18 protein-coding genes, 2 tRNA genes and 1 pseudogene are annotated in these 20,192 nt (G+C 34.8%); 6 read left to right on the top strand and 15 right to left on the bottom strand.

Annotation, left to right across the window (positions count from 1 at the left end):
• Nucleotides 1-76: 76 nt before the first annotated feature.
• From ACAM30_RS21435 to ACAM30_RS21460, 6 genes are all read right to left on the bottom strand, one after another.
• Nucleotides 77-1,540, bottom strand: coding sequence for an AAA family ATPase (locus ACAM30_RS21435; protein WP_369616546.1), 1,464 nt, complete (start codon nucleotides 1,538-1,540; stop codon nucleotides 77-79).
• Nucleotides 1,541-1,760: 220 nt separating this feature from the next.
• A complete protein-coding gene (locus ACAM30_RS21440) occupies nucleotides 1,761-2,879 on the bottom strand; it encodes a VWA domain-containing protein (protein WP_369616547.1) in 1,119 nt (372 codons plus the stop codon).
• Nucleotides 2,880-2,985: 106 nt separating this feature from the next.
• Nucleotides 2,986-3,366, bottom strand: coding sequence for a YchJ family protein (locus ACAM30_RS21445; RefSeq protein WP_369616548.1), 381 nt, complete (start codon nucleotides 3,364-3,366; stop codon nucleotides 2,986-2,988).
• The gene (locus ACAM30_RS21450) at nucleotides 3,356-3,586 is read right to left on the bottom strand and encodes a hypothetical protein (RefSeq protein ID WP_369616549.1); all 231 of its coding nucleotides are present in this window, start codon (nucleotides 3,584-3,586) and stop codon (nucleotides 3,356-3,358) included. Before ACAM30_RS21450 ends, ACAM30_RS21445 begins: the two co-directional genes overlap by 11 nt.
• Nucleotides 3,587-3,684: 98 nt before the next feature.
• Nucleotides 3,685-3,828: a hypothetical protein gene (locus ACAM30_RS21455; protein WP_369616550.1), complete on the bottom strand. Its 144-nt coding sequence runs from the start codon at nucleotides 3,826-3,828 to the stop codon at nucleotides 3,685-3,687.
• Nucleotides 3,828-4,370, bottom strand: coding sequence for a hypothetical protein (locus tag ACAM30_RS21460; RefSeq protein ID WP_369616551.1), 543 nt, complete (start codon nucleotides 4,368-4,370; stop codon nucleotides 3,828-3,830). The genes ACAM30_RS21455 and ACAM30_RS21460 overlap by 1 nt, the downstream gene beginning before the upstream one ends.
• Nucleotides 4,371-4,459: 89 nt before the next feature.
• On the opposite strand from ACAM30_RS21460, the gene ACAM30_RS21465 reads away from it, so the two are divergent.
• From ACAM30_RS21465 to ACAM30_RS21490, 6 genes and pseudogenes are all read left to right on the top strand, one after another.
• Complete coding sequence (locus ACAM30_RS21465) at nucleotides 4,460-4,711, top strand: hypothetical protein (RefSeq protein ID WP_369616552.1); 252 nt, start codon at nucleotides 4,460-4,462, stop codon at nucleotides 4,709-4,711.
• Nucleotides 4,712-5,029: 318 nt separating this feature from the next.
• Complete coding sequence (locus ACAM30_RS21470; protein ID WP_369616553.1) at nucleotides 5,030-5,470, top strand: KTSC domain-containing protein; 441 nt, start codon at nucleotides 5,030-5,032, stop codon at nucleotides 5,468-5,470.
• Between the two features lie 260 nt (nucleotides 5,471-5,730).
• On the top strand, nucleotides 5,731-6,492 hold the full coding sequence (locus ACAM30_RS21475; RefSeq protein ID WP_264530479.1) for a DUF4369 domain-containing protein: 762 nt from the start codon (nucleotides 5,731-5,733) through the stop codon (nucleotides 6,490-6,492).
• Between the two features lie 18 nt (nucleotides 6,493-6,510).
• Nucleotides 6,511-6,897: pseudogene (locus tag ACAM30_RS21480) on the top strand (peroxiredoxin family protein); the annotation flags it as partial.
• Nucleotides 6,898-7,510: 613 nt separating this feature from the next.
• Nucleotides 7,511-7,591 (top strand) — tRNA-Tyr (locus ACAM30_RS21485).
• A 271-nt stretch (nucleotides 7,592-7,862) separates the two neighbouring features.
• Nucleotides 7,863-7,943, top strand: a tRNA-Tyr gene (locus tag ACAM30_RS21490).
• Nucleotides 7,944-8,116: 173 nt separating this feature from the next.
• Here ACAM30_RS21490 and ACAM30_RS21495 read toward each other — a convergent pair.
• The 9 genes from ACAM30_RS21495 to ACAM30_RS21535 form a co-directional block, all read right to left on the bottom strand.
• Complete coding sequence (locus ACAM30_RS21495) at nucleotides 8,117-9,460, bottom strand: TolC family protein (RefSeq protein ID WP_369616554.1); 1,344 nt, start codon at nucleotides 9,458-9,460, stop codon at nucleotides 8,117-8,119.
• 13 nt (nucleotides 9,461-9,473) lie between these two features.
• Nucleotides 9,474-10,613 carry an ABC transporter permease gene (locus tag ACAM30_RS21500; RefSeq protein ID WP_369616555.1) on the bottom strand — a complete coding sequence of 380 codons (1,140 nt, stop codon included), beginning with the start codon at nucleotides 10,611-10,613 and terminating at the stop codon, nucleotides 9,474-9,476.
• Between the two features lie 106 nt (nucleotides 10,614-10,719).
• Complete coding sequence (locus ACAM30_RS21505; RefSeq protein WP_369616556.1) at nucleotides 10,720-11,655, bottom strand: HlyD family secretion protein; 936 nt, start codon at nucleotides 11,653-11,655, stop codon at nucleotides 10,720-10,722.
• A 3-nt stretch (nucleotides 11,656-11,658) separates the two neighbouring features.
• A complete protein-coding gene (locus ACAM30_RS21510) occupies nucleotides 11,659-12,393 on the bottom strand; it encodes an ABC transporter ATP-binding protein (protein WP_369616557.1) in 735 nt (244 codons plus the stop codon).
• An 86-nt stretch (nucleotides 12,394-12,479) separates the two neighbouring features.
• Nucleotides 12,480-12,893: a DUF2141 domain-containing protein gene (locus ACAM30_RS21515; RefSeq protein ID WP_017498703.1), complete on the bottom strand. Its 414-nt coding sequence runs from the start codon at nucleotides 12,891-12,893 to the stop codon at nucleotides 12,480-12,482.
• A gap of 45 nt (nucleotides 12,894-12,938) precedes the next feature.
• Nucleotides 12,939-13,856, bottom strand: a complete 918-nt coding sequence (locus ACAM30_RS21520; RefSeq protein ID WP_369616558.1) for a DUF6268 family outer membrane beta-barrel protein — start codon at nucleotides 13,854-13,856, stop codon at nucleotides 12,939-12,941.
• Nucleotides 13,857-13,963: 107 nt separating this feature from the next.
• The gene (locus ACAM30_RS21525; protein ID WP_369616559.1) at nucleotides 13,964-14,857 is read right to left on the bottom strand and encodes a helix-turn-helix domain-containing protein; all 894 of its coding nucleotides are present in this window, start codon (nucleotides 14,855-14,857) and stop codon (nucleotides 13,964-13,966) included.
• Nucleotides 14,858-15,080: 223 nt separating this feature from the next.
• A complete protein-coding gene (locus tag ACAM30_RS21530; RefSeq protein ID WP_369616560.1) occupies nucleotides 15,081-15,410 on the bottom strand; it encodes a DUF1493 family protein in 330 nt (109 codons plus the stop codon).
• Between the two features lie 1,158 nt (nucleotides 15,411-16,568).
• Nucleotides 16,569-20,153 (bottom strand): M1 family aminopeptidase, encoded by a 3,585-nt coding sequence (locus tag ACAM30_RS21535; RefSeq protein WP_369616561.1) that lies wholly within the window; start codon nucleotides 20,151-20,153, stop codon nucleotides 16,569-16,571.
• Nucleotides 20,154-20,192 lie beyond the last annotated feature (39 nt).

Consider the following 20,192-nt stretch of genomic DNA (forward strand, 5'->3'; position numbering starts at 1 on the left):
TTTTGAACGCAAAAATAAACAAACCCGACAGGTTTTAAAAACCTGTCGGGTTTCGTTAGAAAAAATAGATTATAAACTACAATTTGCTGATATAACTTCCGTACATATCTTTAAATTGATGTCCTTGCGCAAATCGGTCTTTGCTCAGTTTTTTGTATTCGACCAATCCCCACAGAATAAATTCTTTCATGAAATACTGATCTTTTTTATCCAGTTGAGGCTGGTATTTTTTCAGCAAAACATCCAGCGGAGTTACTTCGTCTAAAATCTTCTGATACTCTGAGTCTGAAGCATCGTCTAACAATTCGAAACCGCTTTCGGCAAAAAACCATTCGATCACATCTGAATAAGGTGTTTTTTCTCCCGCTTTTTCAAGCTTTTCTATTCGCGGTAATAAGGTTGGAAATAAAGTCCTGATGGCTAAACCAATTAAATTTTGAGCTACTACAGCAGCTCCCTCCTGCTCTCCTTCGTAAACCAGTTCTACTTTTCCGGTAATAGCAGGAATGATCCCCACAAAATCAGACAAACGCAAAGTGGTTTTATCTACTCCGGCTTTTAAGGCACGTCGTTCTGCCGTACTCATTAAATTCTCGAAAGCGGTGATACTCATTCTGGCACTTACTCCGCTTTTATTGTCGATATATTCGCTTTCGCGTGCTTCAAAACTAATCTGTTCCAAAATATCTCTGGCCAGACCCGGCACATAGACTAATTGGTGTTGTGTTTCATCCAGTTTGGCTTCCTGTTCTGTAATAGCCCTCGCAATGGCAACGCTTTCAGGATAATGCGTAAGAATCTGCGAACCGATTCTATCTTTTAGAGGCGTTACGATACTTCCTCTATTGGTATAATCTTCCGGATTGGCTGTAAATATAAATTGCATATCCAAAGGCATTCTCAGTTTAAATCCTCTGATCTGAATATCACCTTCCTGCAAAATATTGAATAAAGCAACCTGAATTCTCGCCTGTAAATCGGGCAACTCATTAATCACAAAAATACAGCGATTGGCTCTCGGAATCATTCCGAAATGAATTACACGATCATCGGCATAGGAAAGCTTTAAGTTTGCTGCTTTTATGGGATCGACATCACCAATTAAATCAGCAACGGTAACATCAGGTGTGGCCAGTTTTTCGAAAAAACGCTCACTGCGATGGAGCCATGAAATTGGGGTATCATCTCCTTTTTCGGCAATTATATCTTTAGCAAAACGAGAAATAGGATTTAACGGATCGTCATTAATTTCCGAGTCCGTAACAAACGGAATGTATTCGTCTAACAATTCAACCATCTTGCGCGCCAAACGTGTTTTCGCCTGACCTCGAAGTCCTAATAAGTTAATATTATGACGGGAAAGAATAGCACGCTCCAATTCCGGAATTACCGTATTTTCAAAACCGTGAACACCTTCAAAAACAGGCTTTCCTGACTTTATTTTCTCCCGAAGATTATTACGCAATTCGTCTTTAATACTGGTGCTTTTGTAACCAACAGCTTTTAACTGTCCTAATGTTTTTATATTTTTTATTTCCATTTTTACTGATTGAAAAATTTCTAATTTGTTTTTTTTTTAAAACTTTTAATAGCCAATTGCTTCGACTTCGCTTAACGAGACCACCGAGACTTATGCTTCGACTCCGCTCAGCAGGACAATGGTGTCTGAGATTGGCACTGGACTCTTGCTTCGACTTCGCTCAGCAGGACACCGTCACTGAGACTGAGACTGAGACTGAGACTAAAACCAAGCCTAAACACTACCTCACTCTCTTCTTCCTATTCGTTTCATAATCTTCAAAAATCATCTCTCCCAGCCCTTTTAATCCGGTGTAAAATGCTTTTCCCTGATTGGCTTCGGTAAAATGGTTGACAAAACGCTGTAAATACGGATCGTTTGCAATCATGAATGTTGTGATCGGAATGTGTAATTTTCTGGCTTGCTGTGCCTGTGTGTAACATTTATCAACGATGTATTCGTCAAGTCCGTTGCTATTCATATAATAGGAACCGTCACGCTCGCGTACGCAGCTGGGTTTTCCATCGGTAATCATAAAAATCTGCTTGTTGGTATTTCGTTTTCTTCGCAAAATATCCATCGCTAATTGAAGTCCCGCAACGGTATTCGTATGATAAGGCCCCACTTGCAGATAAGGTAAATCTTTAATAGGGATGATCCAGGCATCATTTCCGAAAACCAAAATATCGAGTGTGTCTTTGGGATAACGTGTAGTAATTAATTCAGCCAAAGCCATGGCAACCTTTTTTGCAGGCGTAATTCGGTCTTCGCCGTACAGAATCATACTGTGGCTGATATCGATCATCAAAACGGTACTCATTTGAGCTTTATATTGGGTTTCTTCTACCACCAAATCATTTTCAGTTAGCATGAAACTTTCAACGCCGTTATTGATCTGGGCATTTCGCAGACTTTCTGTCAACGAAATTCTTTCTAATCCGTCTCCAAAACTAAACTCCCGAAATTCACCCGTATGTTCGTCACCATTTCCGGCATGTTTGGTTTTATGATTACCAGTCCCTGAACGTTTTAAATTACCAAAAATCTGATCCAAGGCCTGCTGTCTGATAGCGCGTTCAGTCTTGGCGGTAATACCAAAACCACCACTTCCATCAGGTTTAACTTCGTCTCTTATGTAACCTTTCTTTTTTAAATCTTCGATAAAATCATCGATCGTGTAGTTCTCGTCCGTTAGTTTGTATTCTATGTCTAACTCCCTTAACCAGCTGATTGCTTCGTCAAAATCACCCGAAGTATGGGTGATCAGCTCTTTAAAAATACCAAAAAGCTTTTCAAACGGAGACTGAAACGGAGCTTCGTACGACTTAAAATAAAAACCTTTTTTAAATTCGTTTTTCATAATTTTAAAATTACGCTATTTTAGAATTATGAAAAACGAAACGTTTATTAATTTTTAGTTAAAATATCTAACCAAAACCAATAACTAACAGCGTTAGGTCTGACAATTATTCAAACTTTCCGTCCACATAAAACCATTCGCTATTTTCAAATTTAAAAGTTGAAAACTCATAATGTACTTGTAGTTTATTGTCTGAATCCAGGAAATAGGCTTTAAATTCAACTGTGTTTTCCGTAAAACTAAGAATTTCGAGTCTCTGCCATTTATTAGCGGTTGCCCATTTTAAAATTTCGGTCTTAGAATAATATTTTCTTTCCGAAATATAAGTGGTTTCTAAAAGGTAATCTGCCTTGTGACTGGCATAAGCGGAATATCTGGAACGCATTAAAGCCAAAGCGGTTGGTGCTTTCTGATTGTTTTCAAGATACTGGCCACAGCAATTTTCGAACATTAATCCGGTATCGCAAAAGCACTTCTTACTCTCCATCAACCTGCTCTTCTCCGTTAATTTTCACATGCAGCTGATTCAATAAAACCTGATACCTGCTGATTTCTCTTAAATCTTCATCTTCTTCTGCATGATCAAGTAAATCATCCAGAGTATCACTTACTTCAAGCAATTTATTGTTCGCTTCTCTATTATTCTTTGCAGCAATTAAATCAATAATTTCCTGCACACTTGCTTTTAAATCTTCGTATTTACTCATCTGTATTGTTATTTTTTTTGTTTAAGGTTTCTAGTTTCAAGTTATTCTTAATTTGAAGTCCCTACAAAAAAACCTGAAACCTGAAACTTGAAACATTTTTACTCTCCTTTACTCTCGTTGAACTTTTTAATAATTTCTTTAAGTTTTTCTTTGCGGGTCAATTCTGCCTGCTTTGCTTTTGCCTGAGCCTTGTGCAACTTATCATTATGCTTTTTGATGTTCCTTTCGTTGTTGCGTCCCATTATATTTCTCTTTTAATTTCCTCTAAAGTTTTCTCCGTGTAAATCAATTCGTTGATAATTTGCTTTCTCAACTCATCAATATCATCATAATCAAAATGTTTTGCCCATGAAGTGAGCTGCTGCAGATTGCGAACTTGTTTGATTCGTTTTGTGGTTTCAAAACTGGTTCTTAAAACAGGTTTTCCATCATAATTTGGATTCTTCTTGTGCTGATACGTTACCAGATTCTGATCGAAGTCGGCTTCGATATAGTACAATTTTTCTTCAGCATTATCGGGATAAAATTCGTCCCAGGCCGCAAAACCTATTTTGGTTTTCGAAGCAGTTTCCGGCATCATTGCAACCAAACGCCATTTGCTGTTAGCCAGTCGTCCCCAGTGATTCGATACCCGATACATTCCGGCTTCTGTATAATAATAAGCGCTTCCCGCTTTGCTTTCAAACTGTTTCTTTAAACCTTCAATTTTATCTGAAAGTACTTCATGAAAAACACAAAAGGTATTTTTAAAGGAATTAGGATGTGGCTTGAAGTTTTTTTGCATGTGCAAATATACTGAGATTGTGACGAACTCCCTAAAACAAACATAATATTGATTAACTTTGCAGCTTCAATTTTAAAACAAACAAAATCATGTCTAAAGATCCACAAGGGAAAATGCTGCAAAAAGGAATTTATACGGGCATCATAGAAAAAGATGAAAACAACAACTACTTTTGTGGTGAGTACCTTTTAGATTATAAAATCGCACATACAAACTTCAATATAGGTGATTGGATTACCATTAAATCTGTTATCGAAAACCCAAGCGATATCAGCTATGATAAGTATCCAAAAAAATCTAAAAACTTCGATAAAGCGAATAATAAACCGGAGAACAAGTAATTACAGATTAGTTTCAAGTTTCAGGTCACTTTTAACGCAAAGACCGCAAAGATTTACGCAAAGTTCGCAAAGTTTTTATTTATGAAGCTTTGCGAACTTCGCTTTTGGAGTACATCTTATCCTAAAAAAATCCTTGCGGTTTTTGCGGTTAAGTATACCCAACACTCAGCCCCCGCAATCATAAACCTCAAACAAAAACAAATATTTTTCCGCTCAAAAGTAAAAAGTTAAAAAAAAGTGTACCTTTGCAAAAAATTTGTCGTTTTGAAGTAAAAAACAATCATTTCAAACTAATAGACAAGAAGTTACCTTTTATTTATGAAAAAAATAGTTGAATACCGCAAGTTACTAAATGTAGACAAAACTGCTGAATTAAAAGATTTAAAAACAATCTATCGTAATGCGATGAAAGAATCTCATCCTGATAAATTTCAAGGTGATGATGCTGGTTTAAAAGCTGCAGAAGAAAAAAGTAAAGCTATTATTGAGGCTTATCACTTCTTGGTAAGTATTAATCCTGAAACGATTAAACTTAATTTACCGGAATACACTGAAACGATTTCGACTTGTTCAATTACTGATTATAAATTTGTTGAAGGTCGTTTGATTATCGATTTCTCTAACGGAAGTGTTTACGAATACATCAGTGTTCCTAAAGCGACTTACGTGAAAATGGTAAATGCTGATTCTCCGGCAAGATTTGCAAAAAGACACATTCTTAATTCTTTCACATGGAGAAAGAAAACTAATCAAGAATAGATTTATACCAAAAATATCTACAAAAGCACTCTCGCAACAGAGTGCTTTTTTTATGCATAAAAATTTAAAAAAACGTTATTTATTTTCATTATAACGATATAATTAAGAGTTTTAAGTCAAATAAACCTCACAAACATTCTGATTACATGACAATTAAACCTAAAAAAACAATAACAAAATTTTAGGTTCCAAAATTCTTTATGTTTTATAATTTTAAATACTTTTGTTGCACAAATCAATTAACTAATTAATTTTTTATAATGAAAAAAATACTTTTTTTACTAACTGCTTCTGCAGCGATTATTTCTTGCAGCAAAGTTAAAGACGGAGAATACCTAATTACAGGAACTGCAACCGGTATTGAAAACGGAAAAACCATCATCCTTCAAGGTCAGGATCCAACAACAAAAATGGCTGTATCTCTTGACACTGTAAAAGTTGAAAACGGAAAATTCGAAATTAAAGGAAAAGTAACTGAACCAGCTTTTCATACTTTAATTGTTCAGGGAGCTAATGGCCCGATTCCATTCATCTTAGAAACAGGAGAAATTACTGTTGCAGTTGACAAAGACAGTATCCACAAATCTAAAATTTCAGGTACTTACAACAATGACGAGTATGTAAAATTCAATGAGGATATGACAAAAACGCAAAAAAGTTTAGTTGATTTCCAAAAGAAAAACACTCAAAAAATGCAACAAGCTCAACAAGCTCAGGATACAGCAACTATCAATAGCTTGATGAAACAATACATGACACTTCAAACAGAGGTTCAGGAAAACTCTAAAAAGAAATATTTAGCTTACGCTGAAACTCACCCAAAAGCATTTATCTCTGCTTTAATCATTCAAAGTATGATTAACGATCCAAGCACTGATATCAAAAAAGCGGAAGGTTTATACAACTCTTTAGATGAGTCTTTAAAAAACTCTACTCCTGGAAAAGAAATCAAAACTAAACTGGGACAAATGAAAAATCCTGCAGTTGGTGCATCAGCAGCTCCTGTTGGAAGCCCTAAATGAAGAGCAGATTTTTCAGCTCCAAATCCACAAGGAAAAGTAGTTTCGCTTAAAGAAAGCTTAGGCAAAGTAACTATCGTTGATTTCTGGGCATCATGGTGTGGTCCATGCAGAAAAGAAAACCCTAATGTGGTAGCTATTTACAAAGAATTACACGCTAAAGGTTTAAATATTATTGGAGTTTCATTAGACAAAGAAGCTGCAGCCTGGAAAGAAGCCATTGCAAAAGATGGACTAACCTGGACACAAGTTTCAAACTTAAAATTTTGGGACGAGCCAATTGCGAAACAATACGGTGTTGAATCTATTCCTGCAACTTTTATTCTTGATGCTTCAGGAAAAGTAGTTGCTCAGGATTTAAGAGGTCCGGAATTGAGAGCAAAAATAATAGAGCTTTTAGCCAAATAATATTATCTTTCAGAATACAACAAAAAAATCTCCCTGGTGGAGATTTTTTTGTTTTTATATAGTACTACCAGATTAAAGACCGATCCAAAGAGATGCTCTCTACCAATAAAAAACATCTTATCAAACCCAATGAACTTTATTTAAGACACAAACGATCTTTCTTTTGACCTTCCCTCATAAATAAAAGAATTGGTGCTTAATTTCAAATAAAAAAACTACTTTGTAAAGTTTTAAAACACAACTTATCAAAAGAAGATCAAAACCAACCTATCTTCGTCAAACTTCAAATTTCAATGCGAACCAATGTTACACATTACGGAATAGATTTATTTGGTTTAGCTCCCATTTATTGCTGCTTTCTGAGAAAAAACAGTAATTAAAACGTTTAACCATTTAAAAAAACAAACAAATAACCAATCACGACTTGTAAAAATAATCCTACTTTAAAAAAATATCCCTAAAAAACTTTATTTTTACTTTATTCAATTCCAATGAATTAAAATAACAATGTAAAACTAACGTAAAATTAAGTGCATTTTTTGTTTGCATACATGAAAAACGTTCCTATATTTGCAACCGCTTAGAACAACAAAGCGCAACAATACAAAGTCTTGGGGAGATACTCAAGCGGCCAACGAGGGCAGACTGTAAATCTGCTGTGTGAACTTCGCAGGTTCGAATCCTGCTCTCCCCACGAAAAAGTCCTGATTTTCATCAGGACTTTTTTTTTACTTTAATTTCATTTTTTTCTTTGCATAGCTTACCTAAAGTGCCCTTTCAATATTTCCTTCATAAAAAAAAAATCAAAGAAATTCCTAAAGTCATTCTTACAGAAGCTTTTATCAGCCCAACTATAACTTAAAAATGTGCAACCTAAAATTAAGTTCATTTTTTATTTGCAAACATCAAAAACCTTCCTATATTTGCAACCGCTTAGAACAACAAAGCGCAACAAATATAAGCTTGGGGAGATACTCAAGCGGCCAACGAGGGCAGACTGTAAATCTGCTGTGTGAACTTCGCAGGTTCGAATCCTGCTCTCCCCACGAAACCTCCAAATCATATAAGATTTGGAGGTTTTTTCTTTTATATCACCTACACAGTACTGAAGTTTTTGTTTGCCTATCTATACTCGTTTTACCAGAGAAATAAATGATATGGGAATGGAAGAATTTGTAAAAGGCACTATCCTAAAAGCATGCGTTAATGTTCTTCGAACTTACTGAACTAATTTCCCTGCCGCTTTTTTCCAGTCAAGCCATGATACTATCAATTGTTTTTTAAGCTGATTATAAAATAGCTCCATATTTTGCAATTGGATCTCTTTATCGTTTAGTTCATTAAAGGATATTTGATCAAATTGATATCGATCCTGATAAATCATCACAATCTCAGAAGTTAGCTTACTGTTTTCACTTACTGTTTTTAATTGTTCCAGGACATTAGCGTAAACAGTAACGGCATTTAAAACATTGTATTTGCTTTTATTAATATCCTCTGTAATTCTATCCTTATTCTGATTTTGCTGAAATCTTAACTGATCAATTCTTTTTGCCGTATTTTCTCCCAAAGAAAAAGGTAACTTTAATGAAACTCCTATATAACTATTCCCATACCAACTATTTTGCTGAAAAGGATTCATACTTTCTGTAAACTGATCTGCTCCTAAATAACCATTAACATTAATCAACGGACCATATTTAGCTCTTTCCAGTTTTTTCTTATTCTCTAATACTTCGTTTTGCGTTTTCAAAATTTCAATTTGCGGCAGTGCTTCAATTAAATTATCATCAAGATTTGGAATGCTTTCCTCTATGCTGTATTTTTCTAATTTTAGAGAAGAAACAATCGAAGATTCATTTCCAACAACGTATAAGAAATACTGTTTCAAAACCAATAAATTATGGACTGCATTGCGGTATTTTTGAACCGCAATATTGTGCGTCACTTTAGCATCGTTTACGTCAGCCTTTAAAGCTCTTTTGTATTTGTACTTTTGGTTAATAGTCTCCAGACTCAACGCTGTACGGGCAGTATCACCAACTGCTTCTTTTTCCTGTTCTTCTGCAACTACTATATTTAAATATACTTTTGAGACCTCATAGGTAAGTTCCAACCTTGCTTCTTTTTCATTTAAAGCAGCTAGTTTCTCCTGTAGTTTCGATTCGGCTATTAATTTTGAAACAGACATATCCAGTAAGGGTTGCTGCAATAAAACACCTGCGCTTTGAGAATAATTAGCTCCTAATTTCACTGCGATCATACCATCTGATGGTTGATGGGAACTAAATGCTTCAGCCGGTAAAACACTTGTCGCAATAATCGGATTGTACTGATAATTATAATTCAACGCTACTTTGGGCAAATATTTGGCATTTAATTCTTTTGTCTTTAATTGATTGATTTTATATTCTTTTTCCAGTGAAGCTATTATTTTTCTATTCTTTTGTGCTGCTTCAATGGCTTTATCTAAGGTCCAGACCGGGTTTTGTGCAGTCATTTTAAAAAATCCTAACAACAGAAGACTGCTTATAAAACCTATACACCATAATTTTTTTTTCATCCTAACAATTTTATTAACCTCTAAATACAGAGGCAGGTTCTACATTTTTTATTCTTCTAATGGCAAACACAGCCCCGAAAAGCGAAATAGAGAAGGTAACTGTTAGAATTAAGACAAGTACTCCGGGACTAAAATCTATCACTATTCCCGATTGATACATTCCGTTTTTAAACCCCAATAAAAAAACAAAAGCAATCATAAATCCAACAATAGCAAACAAAGCAGCTTGTGTCAGTATTAATTTTCTAATGTATGAATCCGTTGCACCAATTGCTTTTAGAGTTCCATAATCCTTAATTCTGTCAAGTGCTGATGAATACATCGTTAATCCAATGATAAAAAAACCGGCAACAATGGCAAATCCTACTAAAGATCCAGTGCTGGCGCCTAAACCTGTAGAAGCCAAAACACTATTTATTGTTGCTGAGCTCAAGGATGATGCCTGCCATGCTCGTACTCCGTATATCGAATTATTGATCTGGTCTACAACCTCATCTACATCTTCCCCTTTTTTTACATTTACCAATAAGGCACTTATAGCAGTCGAAGGAATATTACTGTAAAACCTGGCTCTGTCGATCGTAGTGTACATTAAATAACCTCCCCAACCTCTTATCCCTTTGGTTTGCAAAGTAATTACCGCTCTTTTCCCGTTGATTTCAAAACAGGTCCCAACATTTGACGAACCTCCAAAATTACTTCGGTCAAAATAATCTGCAGACACTGCTGCCTCCTGTACTAAATCTGAAAGTTCTCCTTGCACAACCTTTGCACGATCCGGACCTGCTTTAAAATAAGGAAATTCACTTCCAATAATATTTACAACAGCACTGGTTCCGTTAGTGAATTTTGCCTTACCATTTGTTACAACCATTGGAAATGCCTCTTTCACTCCCTCCAAACTCTTGATTTCTTTCTCTTTTCTGGTATCTATCAAACTAAGCTGATTGGCATCTGTTGTTTTGTTATCAACCACCCAAATATCAGCTGTTGTATTTTTTACCAACACACTCATTAGTCCTGTCAAAAAATTAAATGTCCCAATTTGTTGTCCGATGAGAAAAGTACTTATTACTATTCCAACCACTACTCCAATACTTTTTGTTTTATCGAAACGAATAAACTTCCAGGCTGTTTTAATACCAAATTTCATACTTAGCTCTTATTTGTTTTCATTTATATTCGGAATCCATATCCCCATATTCACATTTCCGGTACATATAAAGTTACCTACTCTCATGCTTGTTTTTGAGTGTTACTTATTTTGATACCTGAATAACACATTCAATCCGGGAATTAATTAAATACTTCGTCTGGTTGTTCAACAGAATTTTTATTTCCCGTACTCTTCTGTCTTCCTGATCTTCTGCTTTTTCAGAAAAAATAGATTTACGTTTAAGTGCCAACGAGGCGAAAATAACCCTACCAGATCCAATCGTTCTATTGGAACCTATTTGGCGAATAATGGCTTTCTGACCTTTTTTTACTTTATCTGCAAACAACTCGTCGATTTCGCAGGTAGCCACCAAACTACTTTTCGGAATAAAATCTGCAAAAGACTGATTGGGTGACAGTGCAGCTCCTTTCGTTGCATTCATGGTCATAATTTGTCCATCGCCCGGCGCTTTAATCAAATATTGCTGCATCTCCCTGTTTGATACTTCCAGCTCTTGTTTAATTTCCTGAAGTCTGAAGTTTTCAGCCAAAACCTTACTTTGTAATTGTTCCAGATTGGTTTGAAAAATTTTAGTTTCTGTTTCAAGATTATCAACACGCTGCTTGGTTTCCGCACCTTTTTCTTGTAATTTTCTCAGTCGTTCTAATTCAATTTGTTTGTTTGCAACATTTATTTTCTGCTCTTTTAGATTCAATTGTGCGATGTTTATCTCAGCTCTTTGGGTTTGAATTCGACTTTTTATCCGGGCGATTTTAGCATCCTGAACTGAATGATCCAATTCGATAATTACATCATTTTTCACAATTTTATCATTTTCCTTTTTATGGATAGCCCGAACAACTCCTCCGACTTCTGTTGCCAATAAAGACAATTTCTCATCCGGTTCAATGCGCCCGATTCCAACAATAGCTGATGAAAGAACTTCTTTAGCAAAACCTGTCTGATCCTTTTTTATTTCTTCTTTTTTACTACAGCTAAAAAAAAGAAGGGCTGTTATAGAAACTAAAATATATTTCATTCTTTATAATTTGATTAATTGATTCGTTATAGATGCTGTATTCTCGTTTTCAGTCGCAATTCCGCTATCTACATAAATAATTCTGTCTGCAAACTTCTTAAGCCGCATATCATGTGTAACCACAATTACACTTTTTCCATTTTGAGCCAGTTCTTTTAGTTCCTCCATTACTAAACCAACACTTTTTACATCTAATGCAGCCGTTGGTTCATCACAAAGTACAATTGGCGGATTGGTTACCAATGCTCGCGCAATCGAAACTCTTTGTTGTTGGCCTCCACTTAGCATTTTGGGTAAATTTTTCATTCTATCTTTCATTCCCACTAATTCAAGCGCTTTTTCTGCTTTTTCCTTAGCTACAGGCTCGCTTACCTTCATAAGCTGCAACGGCATCATTACATTTTCTAAAGAATTAAGCGGTGCCAAAAGATTAAAACTTTGAAATACAAAACCTATTTTATTCAATCTCAAAGCCGATAATTCCTTAGCAGAAAGCGCATTTACATGTTGCCCATCTATAAAAACATCTCCTTTTGTTGGGTAAATAACACAGCCTAAGAGGGATAACAATGTAGTCTTCCCTGAACCGGAAGGGCCGATTATTAAGGTAAGCTCCCGGGTTCGAAACTGAATTGTGGTTGCTTCTAAAGCCGTAATCAATGTATCACCGGTTTGATACTCCTTGCAAGCCCCCTTTAACTCTGCAATCACTTTTTTTTCAGAATTTATCTCTTCCATAATTTTATATCTTGATTTAAGTTTGCCTGGTAATGCTAGTCATTTTATAAAAGACCGGCTCTTTTAAATTAAAATTTCAAAAATCTTTAGTAAAGATTTATTTTAATTGTAGCGTCATTATTTAAGATATAAACAGAACAATCCTGAAATGTTGGTGCGCCGCCATCCGGTATAAAATTAGTACTGTTCCCTACAGGCTCTTTAGGCATTCCCAACCAGTTACTGTTTAGTTTTCCATTATTATCCAAATCCTGATAAACCGTAATTGCGTAAGTCCCTCTTGGCAAATCAATTTGAAACTTCATCGTTTCCTGATTCACTTTTTGAACTTTGGTAAAACAGGCTCGCTTGAGAAAATTTTCTTTTTTATCATATACATTTAGTACAACAGTCCCTTTGCCTTTTTGAACATTGTGGACATCAACATTCGTTTTTATCTGTTGTGCATTAGTAAAATACGATACTCCCAATAGAAGAATGCTTAGAATAGATTTTTTCATTTTGTCTTTAATTTTATAATTTTTAATATAATTCTCTTTTCGCGCTTATTTCCCAAAACGATAACTGAGCATCACTTTCACATAAGGCGTTTCTTTTGCTTTATAATTGCTAATGGTGTCATTATTAGAATTAAAAAGTGTGTATTTGTTGGCAAATCCTAAACCTCCCTGCAGTTGCAGCCAAAAACCATCAAAAAGACGTTGATTAATTTGCAGACCGCCATGGATTGCCGAAAACTGAGCATAATCGATCTCTTCTCCCTGATCATTCTTGTAGTTTTGTAAATTGTGAAGCGTCCAGTCAATCGAGCCGGCCAGACCCACTTGAGTATTATTACCCAGATTTCTAAAAACATTTACCCTTGGCCAGTATATTTGAGCAAGCCACTTACCATTATTGCTCTTATAATCGAGAGATACTGCAGGTGTTATTAAAAACTTGCCAAAAGCATACATAACATGAGGACCAATTCCGATTTCGAGATTTGACTTTTCTCCAAACTTTCTCGAAACTCCAAAAATCCCATCGAATACCATATCGTTCATCGAAAACGAACTTTTAAAGTCAGAACCAATTGTAGGTATCAAAACTCCAAAAGCAGCCCATCTTTTTCCAAAGGGATGGCGCACCACAATGGTAGGTTTGATTTCGTTTATCTTCTTGATGTAATTCGGACTAATTTCAATATCTCTGTCAAACGTAAAATCTAAAACACGGTAGTTAACCGTTCCGAGAATACGTGTTTTTCCAATTTTAAAAGAGGGTATTGGCAACCAGAAATCGTAAGTATTGTATTTGAATTTATTCCCGTAGTACGGATCTACAGCAGACAAATTCTTAAAGTTAGTTCTCCCATGCACAGTAATGCTCATCCCGGCACCATCTGTTATTAATTGAGCGTAAAACCTATTTGGAAGACAAAAAAATAAGGTTAGTAAAACGAATGACAGTACTTTTTTCAAAATAACATTTATTAAATTTAAACACACAAGCTGTATCAGCCCTCTAAGATTTTCTTAGGGCAAAGGTGCAGTTAAAACAATAATGGTTACTAGGATTTAGTTTGCCGTTACTCGGACAAATCGTGCTTAAGTGAATTTCGGTACTGAGAAGGAGTCGTACCTGTTATTTTTTTGAAAAGGCGTCCAAAATAAGAAGGATCCTCGTAATTCAATGCAAAAGCAATTTCTGAAATATCTTTAGTCAAATCCTGCAAAAGTATCTGGCTTTGCAGAATACTCACATTGTTGATCCACTCTTTTGGAGCTATTCCGGTGGTTTGCTTGATACATCTATTGAGATAATTTACAGAGATTTTTAATTTATCAGCATAAAAGGTCACTGACTTATTCTCTGTATGATATTTATAAACCAGCTCTTTAAAAGAAAAAGTGATCTCATTGTTGCGATGTATTGTTTTATTCAGTTCTTTATTCGAAAAAATAATTTTCTGAAAAGCCGCCTGCATGATCGAATAACAAATTTCAATATTGGAATTTTCACTACGAAATTCCTCACTTAACAAACCAAACAAAGAATTAAGCCATATACTGGTCTCTTTAGGCAGTTTAAGAACCGAATTGGCGGCAAAAATCTGTATCAGCTCCTGTTTCGACAAAATATGATTCAGAACACTCTCCTCAAATAAAATAAAATGTCCCGTTATCATCTGATCAATTTCTTTCATTGCGGTAATATGTCCCTGTTTTACAAACAAAACATCATTTTCATTTATGGAAATCACTTCTTTGTCGACTTGCTGTTTGGCATAACCTCTGGTAACATGAACCATAAAATTATAATCAGGCCTAAAAAGCGGGGTTGGAATCTGGATATACTCGGTTGTAGTATTTAAATCGTATATCTGTAAGGGAGATTTTAAGAAATCAAAGTCGAGAGAAGCATCAGACATAAATTGCTTTGGAAATTCTTCTGATGAAATAATTTTAATACTCTTACTCATACTTAAAACTTAGATATTGAGCTGCAAACATAAGAAATGGTTCGATTACATCTGTAGAATACAACCAATTAAAATTACCCCCCGCTCTACGAAGTGTATCTCAAAAGTGCTGCGCAAATGTCTCTGACTTTGTGCCCACTCTACGTAGTTTCTATCCCCACTCTACAAAGTGTACCTCACAAGCACTGTGCAAATGTAGATTAACTGCCCCCTTGTGTCGCTATCAAATAGGATCAAACCATTCTTTTCGCTGAGCTACCGCTACTAAATGTTTTATTGTAAGTGCCGGCTTTAAAGGATATTCCACTTTATCAAAAAATAATCGAATAAAAATCAAACTCCTCCAAGAATACTCCGGATATATAAAATACTTATTAACGATAAAATTTGAATAATCAATATTATATTTTTTAAAAAACGTTTGCATTAAATTTTCAGCATCTAAGTCAAATATCTTATATCTCTCACTCCCTATATTTGTATCTAAATCTATATTTCTTATACCAGTAGATAATTTAAAGAAATTTACTATTTCCGTTTCTAATTGTTCCATCTTTTTAAGGTTTAAATCCATTATAAAGTATATTATCCCTGCTCTACGAAGCGTATCTCACCAGCGCTGCGCAAATGTCTCTGACTTTGCGCCAACTTGCAATATCTAATTTAAAACATATAAGTAATAAAGTCTCAGACTTTAAAACTAAATTTCTTAGATGTAATTTCTAGAAAAGAAAAGATTTAAAACAGTATTAAAAAATAACGGTAAAAAGTCAGGAGACTTTTATAAACTGTAATAATTCACAAGTGCAAAAAAAAACGCAAAGTCAGAGACATTTGCGCAGCTTTGGATTATGATCAGGATCTGAATTTTGATGCTAGTCTTTGCTCTTAAATTTGCCGTTACTATCCGCTGTTTTAAAATCCATCTTTATCCTTTTTTGTCACAAAAATTAAGATTATTAATTTTCTGTTTTTATCAAAAGCGGATTATTACTTTTGATAAAAACAGAATTATATTGCTGATTAAAAAACCAGAAAATGTTTTAGAAATCCAGCTTAAAGAATTAGTCCTCCGCTTTTTTCAAATTGTCGTCCGGAATTCGATCAATCAAATAGTTGTAGGGATCGATACCTCCCCGCTCTACAAAGTTTCTATCCCCTCGCCGAGAATTGTTCTATTTTATCAGGTGAACAAATTTTTTATATTTTTAAATTTGTTACAAAAACGGTAACAAATTCCCGCTCTACGAAGCGTATCTCACCAGCGCTGCGCAAATGTCTCTGACTTTGCGCCAACTTGCAATATCTAATTTAAAACATATAAGTAATAAAGTCTCAGACTTTAAAATTAAATTTCTTAGATGCAATTTCTAGAAAAGAAAAGATTTAAAACAGTATTAAAAAATAACGGTAAAAAGTCAGGAGACTTTTATAAACTGTAATAATTCACAAGTGCAAAAAAAAGCGCAAAGTCAGAGACATTTGCGCAGCTTTGGATTATGATCAGGATCTGAATTTTGATGCTAGTCTTTGCTCTTAAATTTGCCGTTACTATCCGCTGTTTTAAAATCCATCTTTATCCTTTTTTGTCACAAAAATTAAGATTATTAATTTTCTGTTTTTATCAAAAGCGGATTATTACTTTTGATAAAAACAGAATTATATTGCTGATTAAAAAACCAGAAAATGTTTTAGAAATCCGCTTAAAGAATTAGTCCTCCGCTTTTTTCAAATTGTCGTCCGGAATTCGATCAATCAAATAGTTGTAGGGATCGATACCAGCTTCAAAAGGTTTCTCTTTAGTCTTGAAAACGTACACATTATTCTTTTTTGTTATTTTCAGTCTTTTGTAAACCAAAACCTTACCCAAGCCAGAATCATCTTTTGGTTCTGCAAAAACAGCAATATCAATATAATCAGCAATAGGTACCTGGGTTTCTTTTCCAAGTGCATCCGACCTGAATTTTTCTGAAGTCGTTTTTAACGTGATTTCGTACTCAGCGCCTACTTTTTTATACTTAGCTTCCAGCATTCGGTTTGAAAACAATGTGATGTTCTCGAACATATCCGAAATCAAATACTGCAAACTATCCGGAGTCACTTTGCGTAATTCGTTTACTACGTCTATCGAAGTTGGAAATGGCGGTTTTTTATAGGCATAAGTATCAACCAAATTTTTCAAAGCTTGATTTACCTTTTTCTCCCCGATCATTTCTTTTAGATAATACATGACCACACTTGCTTTTTCATAATGAATGTATTGCTGATGCTCGGTTTTCATCAAAGGCTGTTCTCCTTCAAGCTCAGAACTACGGCCTCTTAAATAATGATCCATCTCATACTTCAGGAATTTTTTCATTTTGTCTTTTCCATACTCTTTTTCCATGACCATCAAAGCAGAATATTGTGCGAAACCTTCACTAAACATTTCGCTTCCCTGCATATTGGCACCGCAAACCTGATGCGCCCAATACTGATGTGCCATTTCGTGTGCCGTAACATAATAAACCTGGTCAATATCATCTTTTTTAACTTTACTTAAATCAATGATAAAACCGATACCTTCACTAAAAGGCATAGTACCCGGAAAAGCTTGTGCAAAACTTTCATATCTTGGAAACTCAATAATTCTGCATTGTTTATGGTAGTATGGCCCAAAGTTTTTAGTGTAATATTCTAATGATTTCTCTATGCTTTTGAGCATATTAGGAACGTTATAAGCATGTTCCTTGTCGTAATAAACTTCCAGATCTATACCATTCCATTTTTTACGGGCTATTTCATATTTTGCAGAAATAAAGGAATAAAAATTCAATGATTTTTGATCCAATTTGTAATTGAAATACTTTCTTCCGTTAGCTTCCCAGGTTTTTAATAGTGAGCCCGGGGCAATAGCAGTTTGGTTCGGTGCTGTGCTTATCGTTGTATTCACCTCAACCCAATCCGAGTCATTACCAAGGTATGTGTTTCCTCTATCCAAAAGATTGTTCTCATTCAGTTTTGGCATTATTTCTCTCTTTGGCAAATTCAGTTTGATTCGTTCGTTTTTATCTGAAATCTCCATATTGCGATTGTATCCCAAAGATGGTACAATATCTAAATTATTGAAGAAAGTCCCGTTTTGTGTCAGTTGTGTAAAAGTCACTTCATTTTCGAATCCTTTTGTCAATTTCCATAAATCGATAGTAATCTTAATAGAATCATTGGGCAATAAAGGTTTGTTTAATGCATAAATCTGATAATTTAAGCGGGAATCTTTTAGTTTCACTTTTGCTCCGGCGATACTCATTTTTATACTATCGGATAGTTGTGGCATTGTAAAATGGAGTTCTCGTATAGCTACAGTAGATTTGTTTTTCGCCCAAGCTTCTATTTTTGCAGTCATGTCTCGTTTTTCCGGCACAAGGTCAATAGTGTAATTGAATTTATAAAAACGAGGCTGTACCAGATGTTCAAACTTTTTATACTTTTTCTCATACTCCACTTGTTTGTTCTCCTCTTCTTTTGAAGAATCGTAAGTGTTTAAAACTTTGGTATTGTAATAAACAAAACTACCGCAAAGTGCAAATGCAATCAAACTAATGGCTATTGAAATCTTATTTTTTCTAAGTTGTTTTTTTGCATTTACCCATCTGTATTTAAATTGCTGTTCTTTACCACGAACATAAAATGCGTTAATGACAAAACACAAAATCAAACAAAACAGCGTCCAGTATATATTGAACCAAATGGCAGAGGTTACAAAAGGACCAAATCCATTCATGTCTGAGTAAGTAATAGCAGGTGTGTTGCCAAAATTCAACATATTGCTATTAATTTTAAGTACCCCCCAAATGAAATCATTAACGATAATAAAAGTGACAAAAGCAAAATAAGCAATATATCGGTTGTTGATTAAATAATGGAACAACAAAGAAATTACCGCCATAAAAGAATAGCTCAGTAAAGACACTACCATTATTGATTTTAGGTAAACATCTAATTTGTAATTGTAGTATCCATAAGCCGTTTGTGACACAATCCCAACAATTATTGTAAAAGCCAAAACAATGGCCATAGCAATAATAAGAGCCATCAATTTAGAGGAGAATAAAACACCTGTTCGGATTGGTGTGGCATCTTGAATTTCATTGATTTTGGCATCGCGCTCTTTCCAAACCAGAACACCAGTATAAAAAGTAATAAATCCGATCATAAAAATGCCAAAAGCCCCTTTTATAGTATCGATTACATTATAGGTAACAGGATATTGAGCAGTTCCGTAATTACCTGTAAAACTTGTAAGGCCTGCAATCAAATTAATTATTCCAATGGCCATAATGATAATAAAGGTTGGATTTTTGACGATCGATTTAGTTTCAAATTTCACTAAACTCCAAAAAGTATGTATCGAAAAAGTACTGGCTTTGGGAGTTTCGAATACCACATTTGAAACAACAACCGGAGGTTCGGATACTTTTGATTTTTTACTCTCTTTCTTTTTTTCTTTTTTAGCATTAAAAGAAAATTTAAAATAAACTGCCACTAAAATAACCAAACTGATTCCTATCCAAATCAAACGATTCGTCAATAAGTCGCCATGTAAAGAGACTGCGTTCAGGTTTTTTTCAGCAACAGTAACATACTTGGTCATAATATTAAACGGACGAAGCCCAAAAGGATCTAGTAAATTGGCTAACCATTCTTTATGAATATCTTTGGTAAATCCGGAGGAAACCACATAGAATACCAAAATAAGCATAGAGCCAATAAAGGATATTATGTTACTTCTGAAAATAATGGCTAAAACAAAGAGTAATACCCCCGAGATAATCACATTTGGAATCCCAAAAACTAATAAGCCCTGCAGGTGTCCGGACCAAATGATTTCGCCAAATCTTTCCGGGGGACACATATTAAAAATTGGTGCCAGTACCGGAGCAATCAGAGCGCCCAAGGAAACTCCAAGCAAAGGAATTACGGAAACGATCGCTGCTCCAATAAATTTTCCAAAATAATAATCCCTTTTTTTGATTGGAGAGGAGAATATAAACTGATACATTCCGCTTTGAAAATCACGATTGGCCGTGGCATTCATAAAGGCTGTAGTCATCAATAAACAAATCACCGAAATCAAACCATAGAAGCGTTCTATTACAAAAGGGGCATTTTTGTGTATGTTACCAATGCTTCCACCAATGGTAACCTGCTCAGATCCAACAGCAAAAAATACGATCACGGTATTAATGAGCAAAAAGATCCATATCATTGGTGTTTGCAACCAATATTTTAGTTCGTAACGAATAAATTTCCACATAATTTTTTATTTAAAAATAGCTAATAGATTGATGTTAAG

The sequence above is a fragment of the Flavobacterium sp. CFS9 genome, from assembly GCF_041154745.1.
Lineage (GTDB): Bacteria > Bacteroidota > Bacteroidia > Flavobacteriales > Flavobacteriaceae > Flavobacterium.

Excerpts from the sequence above, each read along its gene's own strand:
- ACAM30_RS21435 (WP_369616546.1), bottom strand. The coding sequence starts at position 1,540 with ATGGAAATAAAAAATATAAAAACATTAGGACAGTTAAAAGCTGTTGGT.
- ACAM30_RS21465 (WP_369616552.1), top strand. The coding sequence starts at position 4,460 with ATGTCTAAAGATCCACAAGGGAAAATGCTGCAAAAAGGAATTTATACG.
- ACAM30_RS21525 (WP_369616559.1), bottom strand. The coding sequence starts at position 14,857 with ATGAGTAAGAGTATTAAAATTATTTCATCAGAAGAATTTCCAAAGCAA.
- ACAM30_RS21445 (WP_369616548.1), bottom strand. The coding sequence starts at position 3,366 with ATGGAGAGTAAGAAGTGCTTTTGCGATACCGGATTAATGTTCGAAAAT.
- ACAM30_RS21530 (WP_369616560.1), bottom strand. The coding sequence starts at position 15,410 with ATGGAACAATTAGAAACGGAAATAGTAAATTTCTTTAAATTATCTACT.
- ACAM30_RS21450 (WP_369616549.1), bottom strand. The coding sequence starts at position 3,586 with ATGAGTAAATACGAAGATTTAAAAGCAAGTGTGCAGGAAATTATTGAT.
- ACAM30_RS21475 (WP_264530479.1), top strand. The coding sequence starts at position 5,731 with ATGAAAAAAATACTTTTTTTACTAACTGCTTCTGCAGCGATTATTTCT.
- ACAM30_RS21495 (WP_369616554.1), bottom strand. The coding sequence starts at position 9,460 with ATGAAAAAAAAATTATGGTGTATAGGTTTTATAAGCAGTCTTCTGTTG.
- ACAM30_RS21440 (WP_369616547.1), bottom strand. The coding sequence starts at position 2,879 with ATGAAAAACGAATTTAAAAAAGGTTTTTATTTTAAGTCGTACGAAGCT.
- ACAM30_RS21500 (WP_369616555.1), bottom strand. The coding sequence starts at position 10,613 with ATGAAATTTGGTATTAAAACAGCCTGGAAGTTTATTCGTTTCGATAAA.
- ACAM30_RS21510 (WP_369616557.1), bottom strand. The coding sequence starts at position 12,393 with ATGGAAGAGATAAATTCTGAAAAAAAAGTGATTGCAGAGTTAAAGGGG.
- ACAM30_RS21535 (WP_369616561.1), bottom strand. The coding sequence starts at position 20,153 with ATGTGGAAATTTATTCGTTACGAACTAAAATATTGGTTGCAAACACCA.
- ACAM30_RS21505 (WP_369616556.1), bottom strand. The coding sequence starts at position 11,655 with ATGAAATATATTTTAGTTTCTATAACAGCCCTTCTTTTTTTTAGCTGT.
- ACAM30_RS21470 (WP_369616553.1), top strand. The coding sequence starts at position 5,030 with ATGAAAAAAATAGTTGAATACCGCAAGTTACTAAATGTAGACAAAACT.
- ACAM30_RS21455 (WP_369616550.1), bottom strand. The coding sequence starts at position 3,828 with ATGGGACGCAACAACGAAAGGAACATCAAAAAGCATAATGATAAGTTG.
- ACAM30_RS21460 (WP_369616551.1), bottom strand. The coding sequence starts at position 4,370 with ATGCAAAAAAACTTCAAGCCACATCCTAATTCCTTTAAAAATACCTTT.
- ACAM30_RS21515 (WP_017498703.1), bottom strand. The coding sequence starts at position 12,893 with ATGAAAAAATCTATTCTAAGCATTCTTCTATTGGGAGTATCGTATTTT.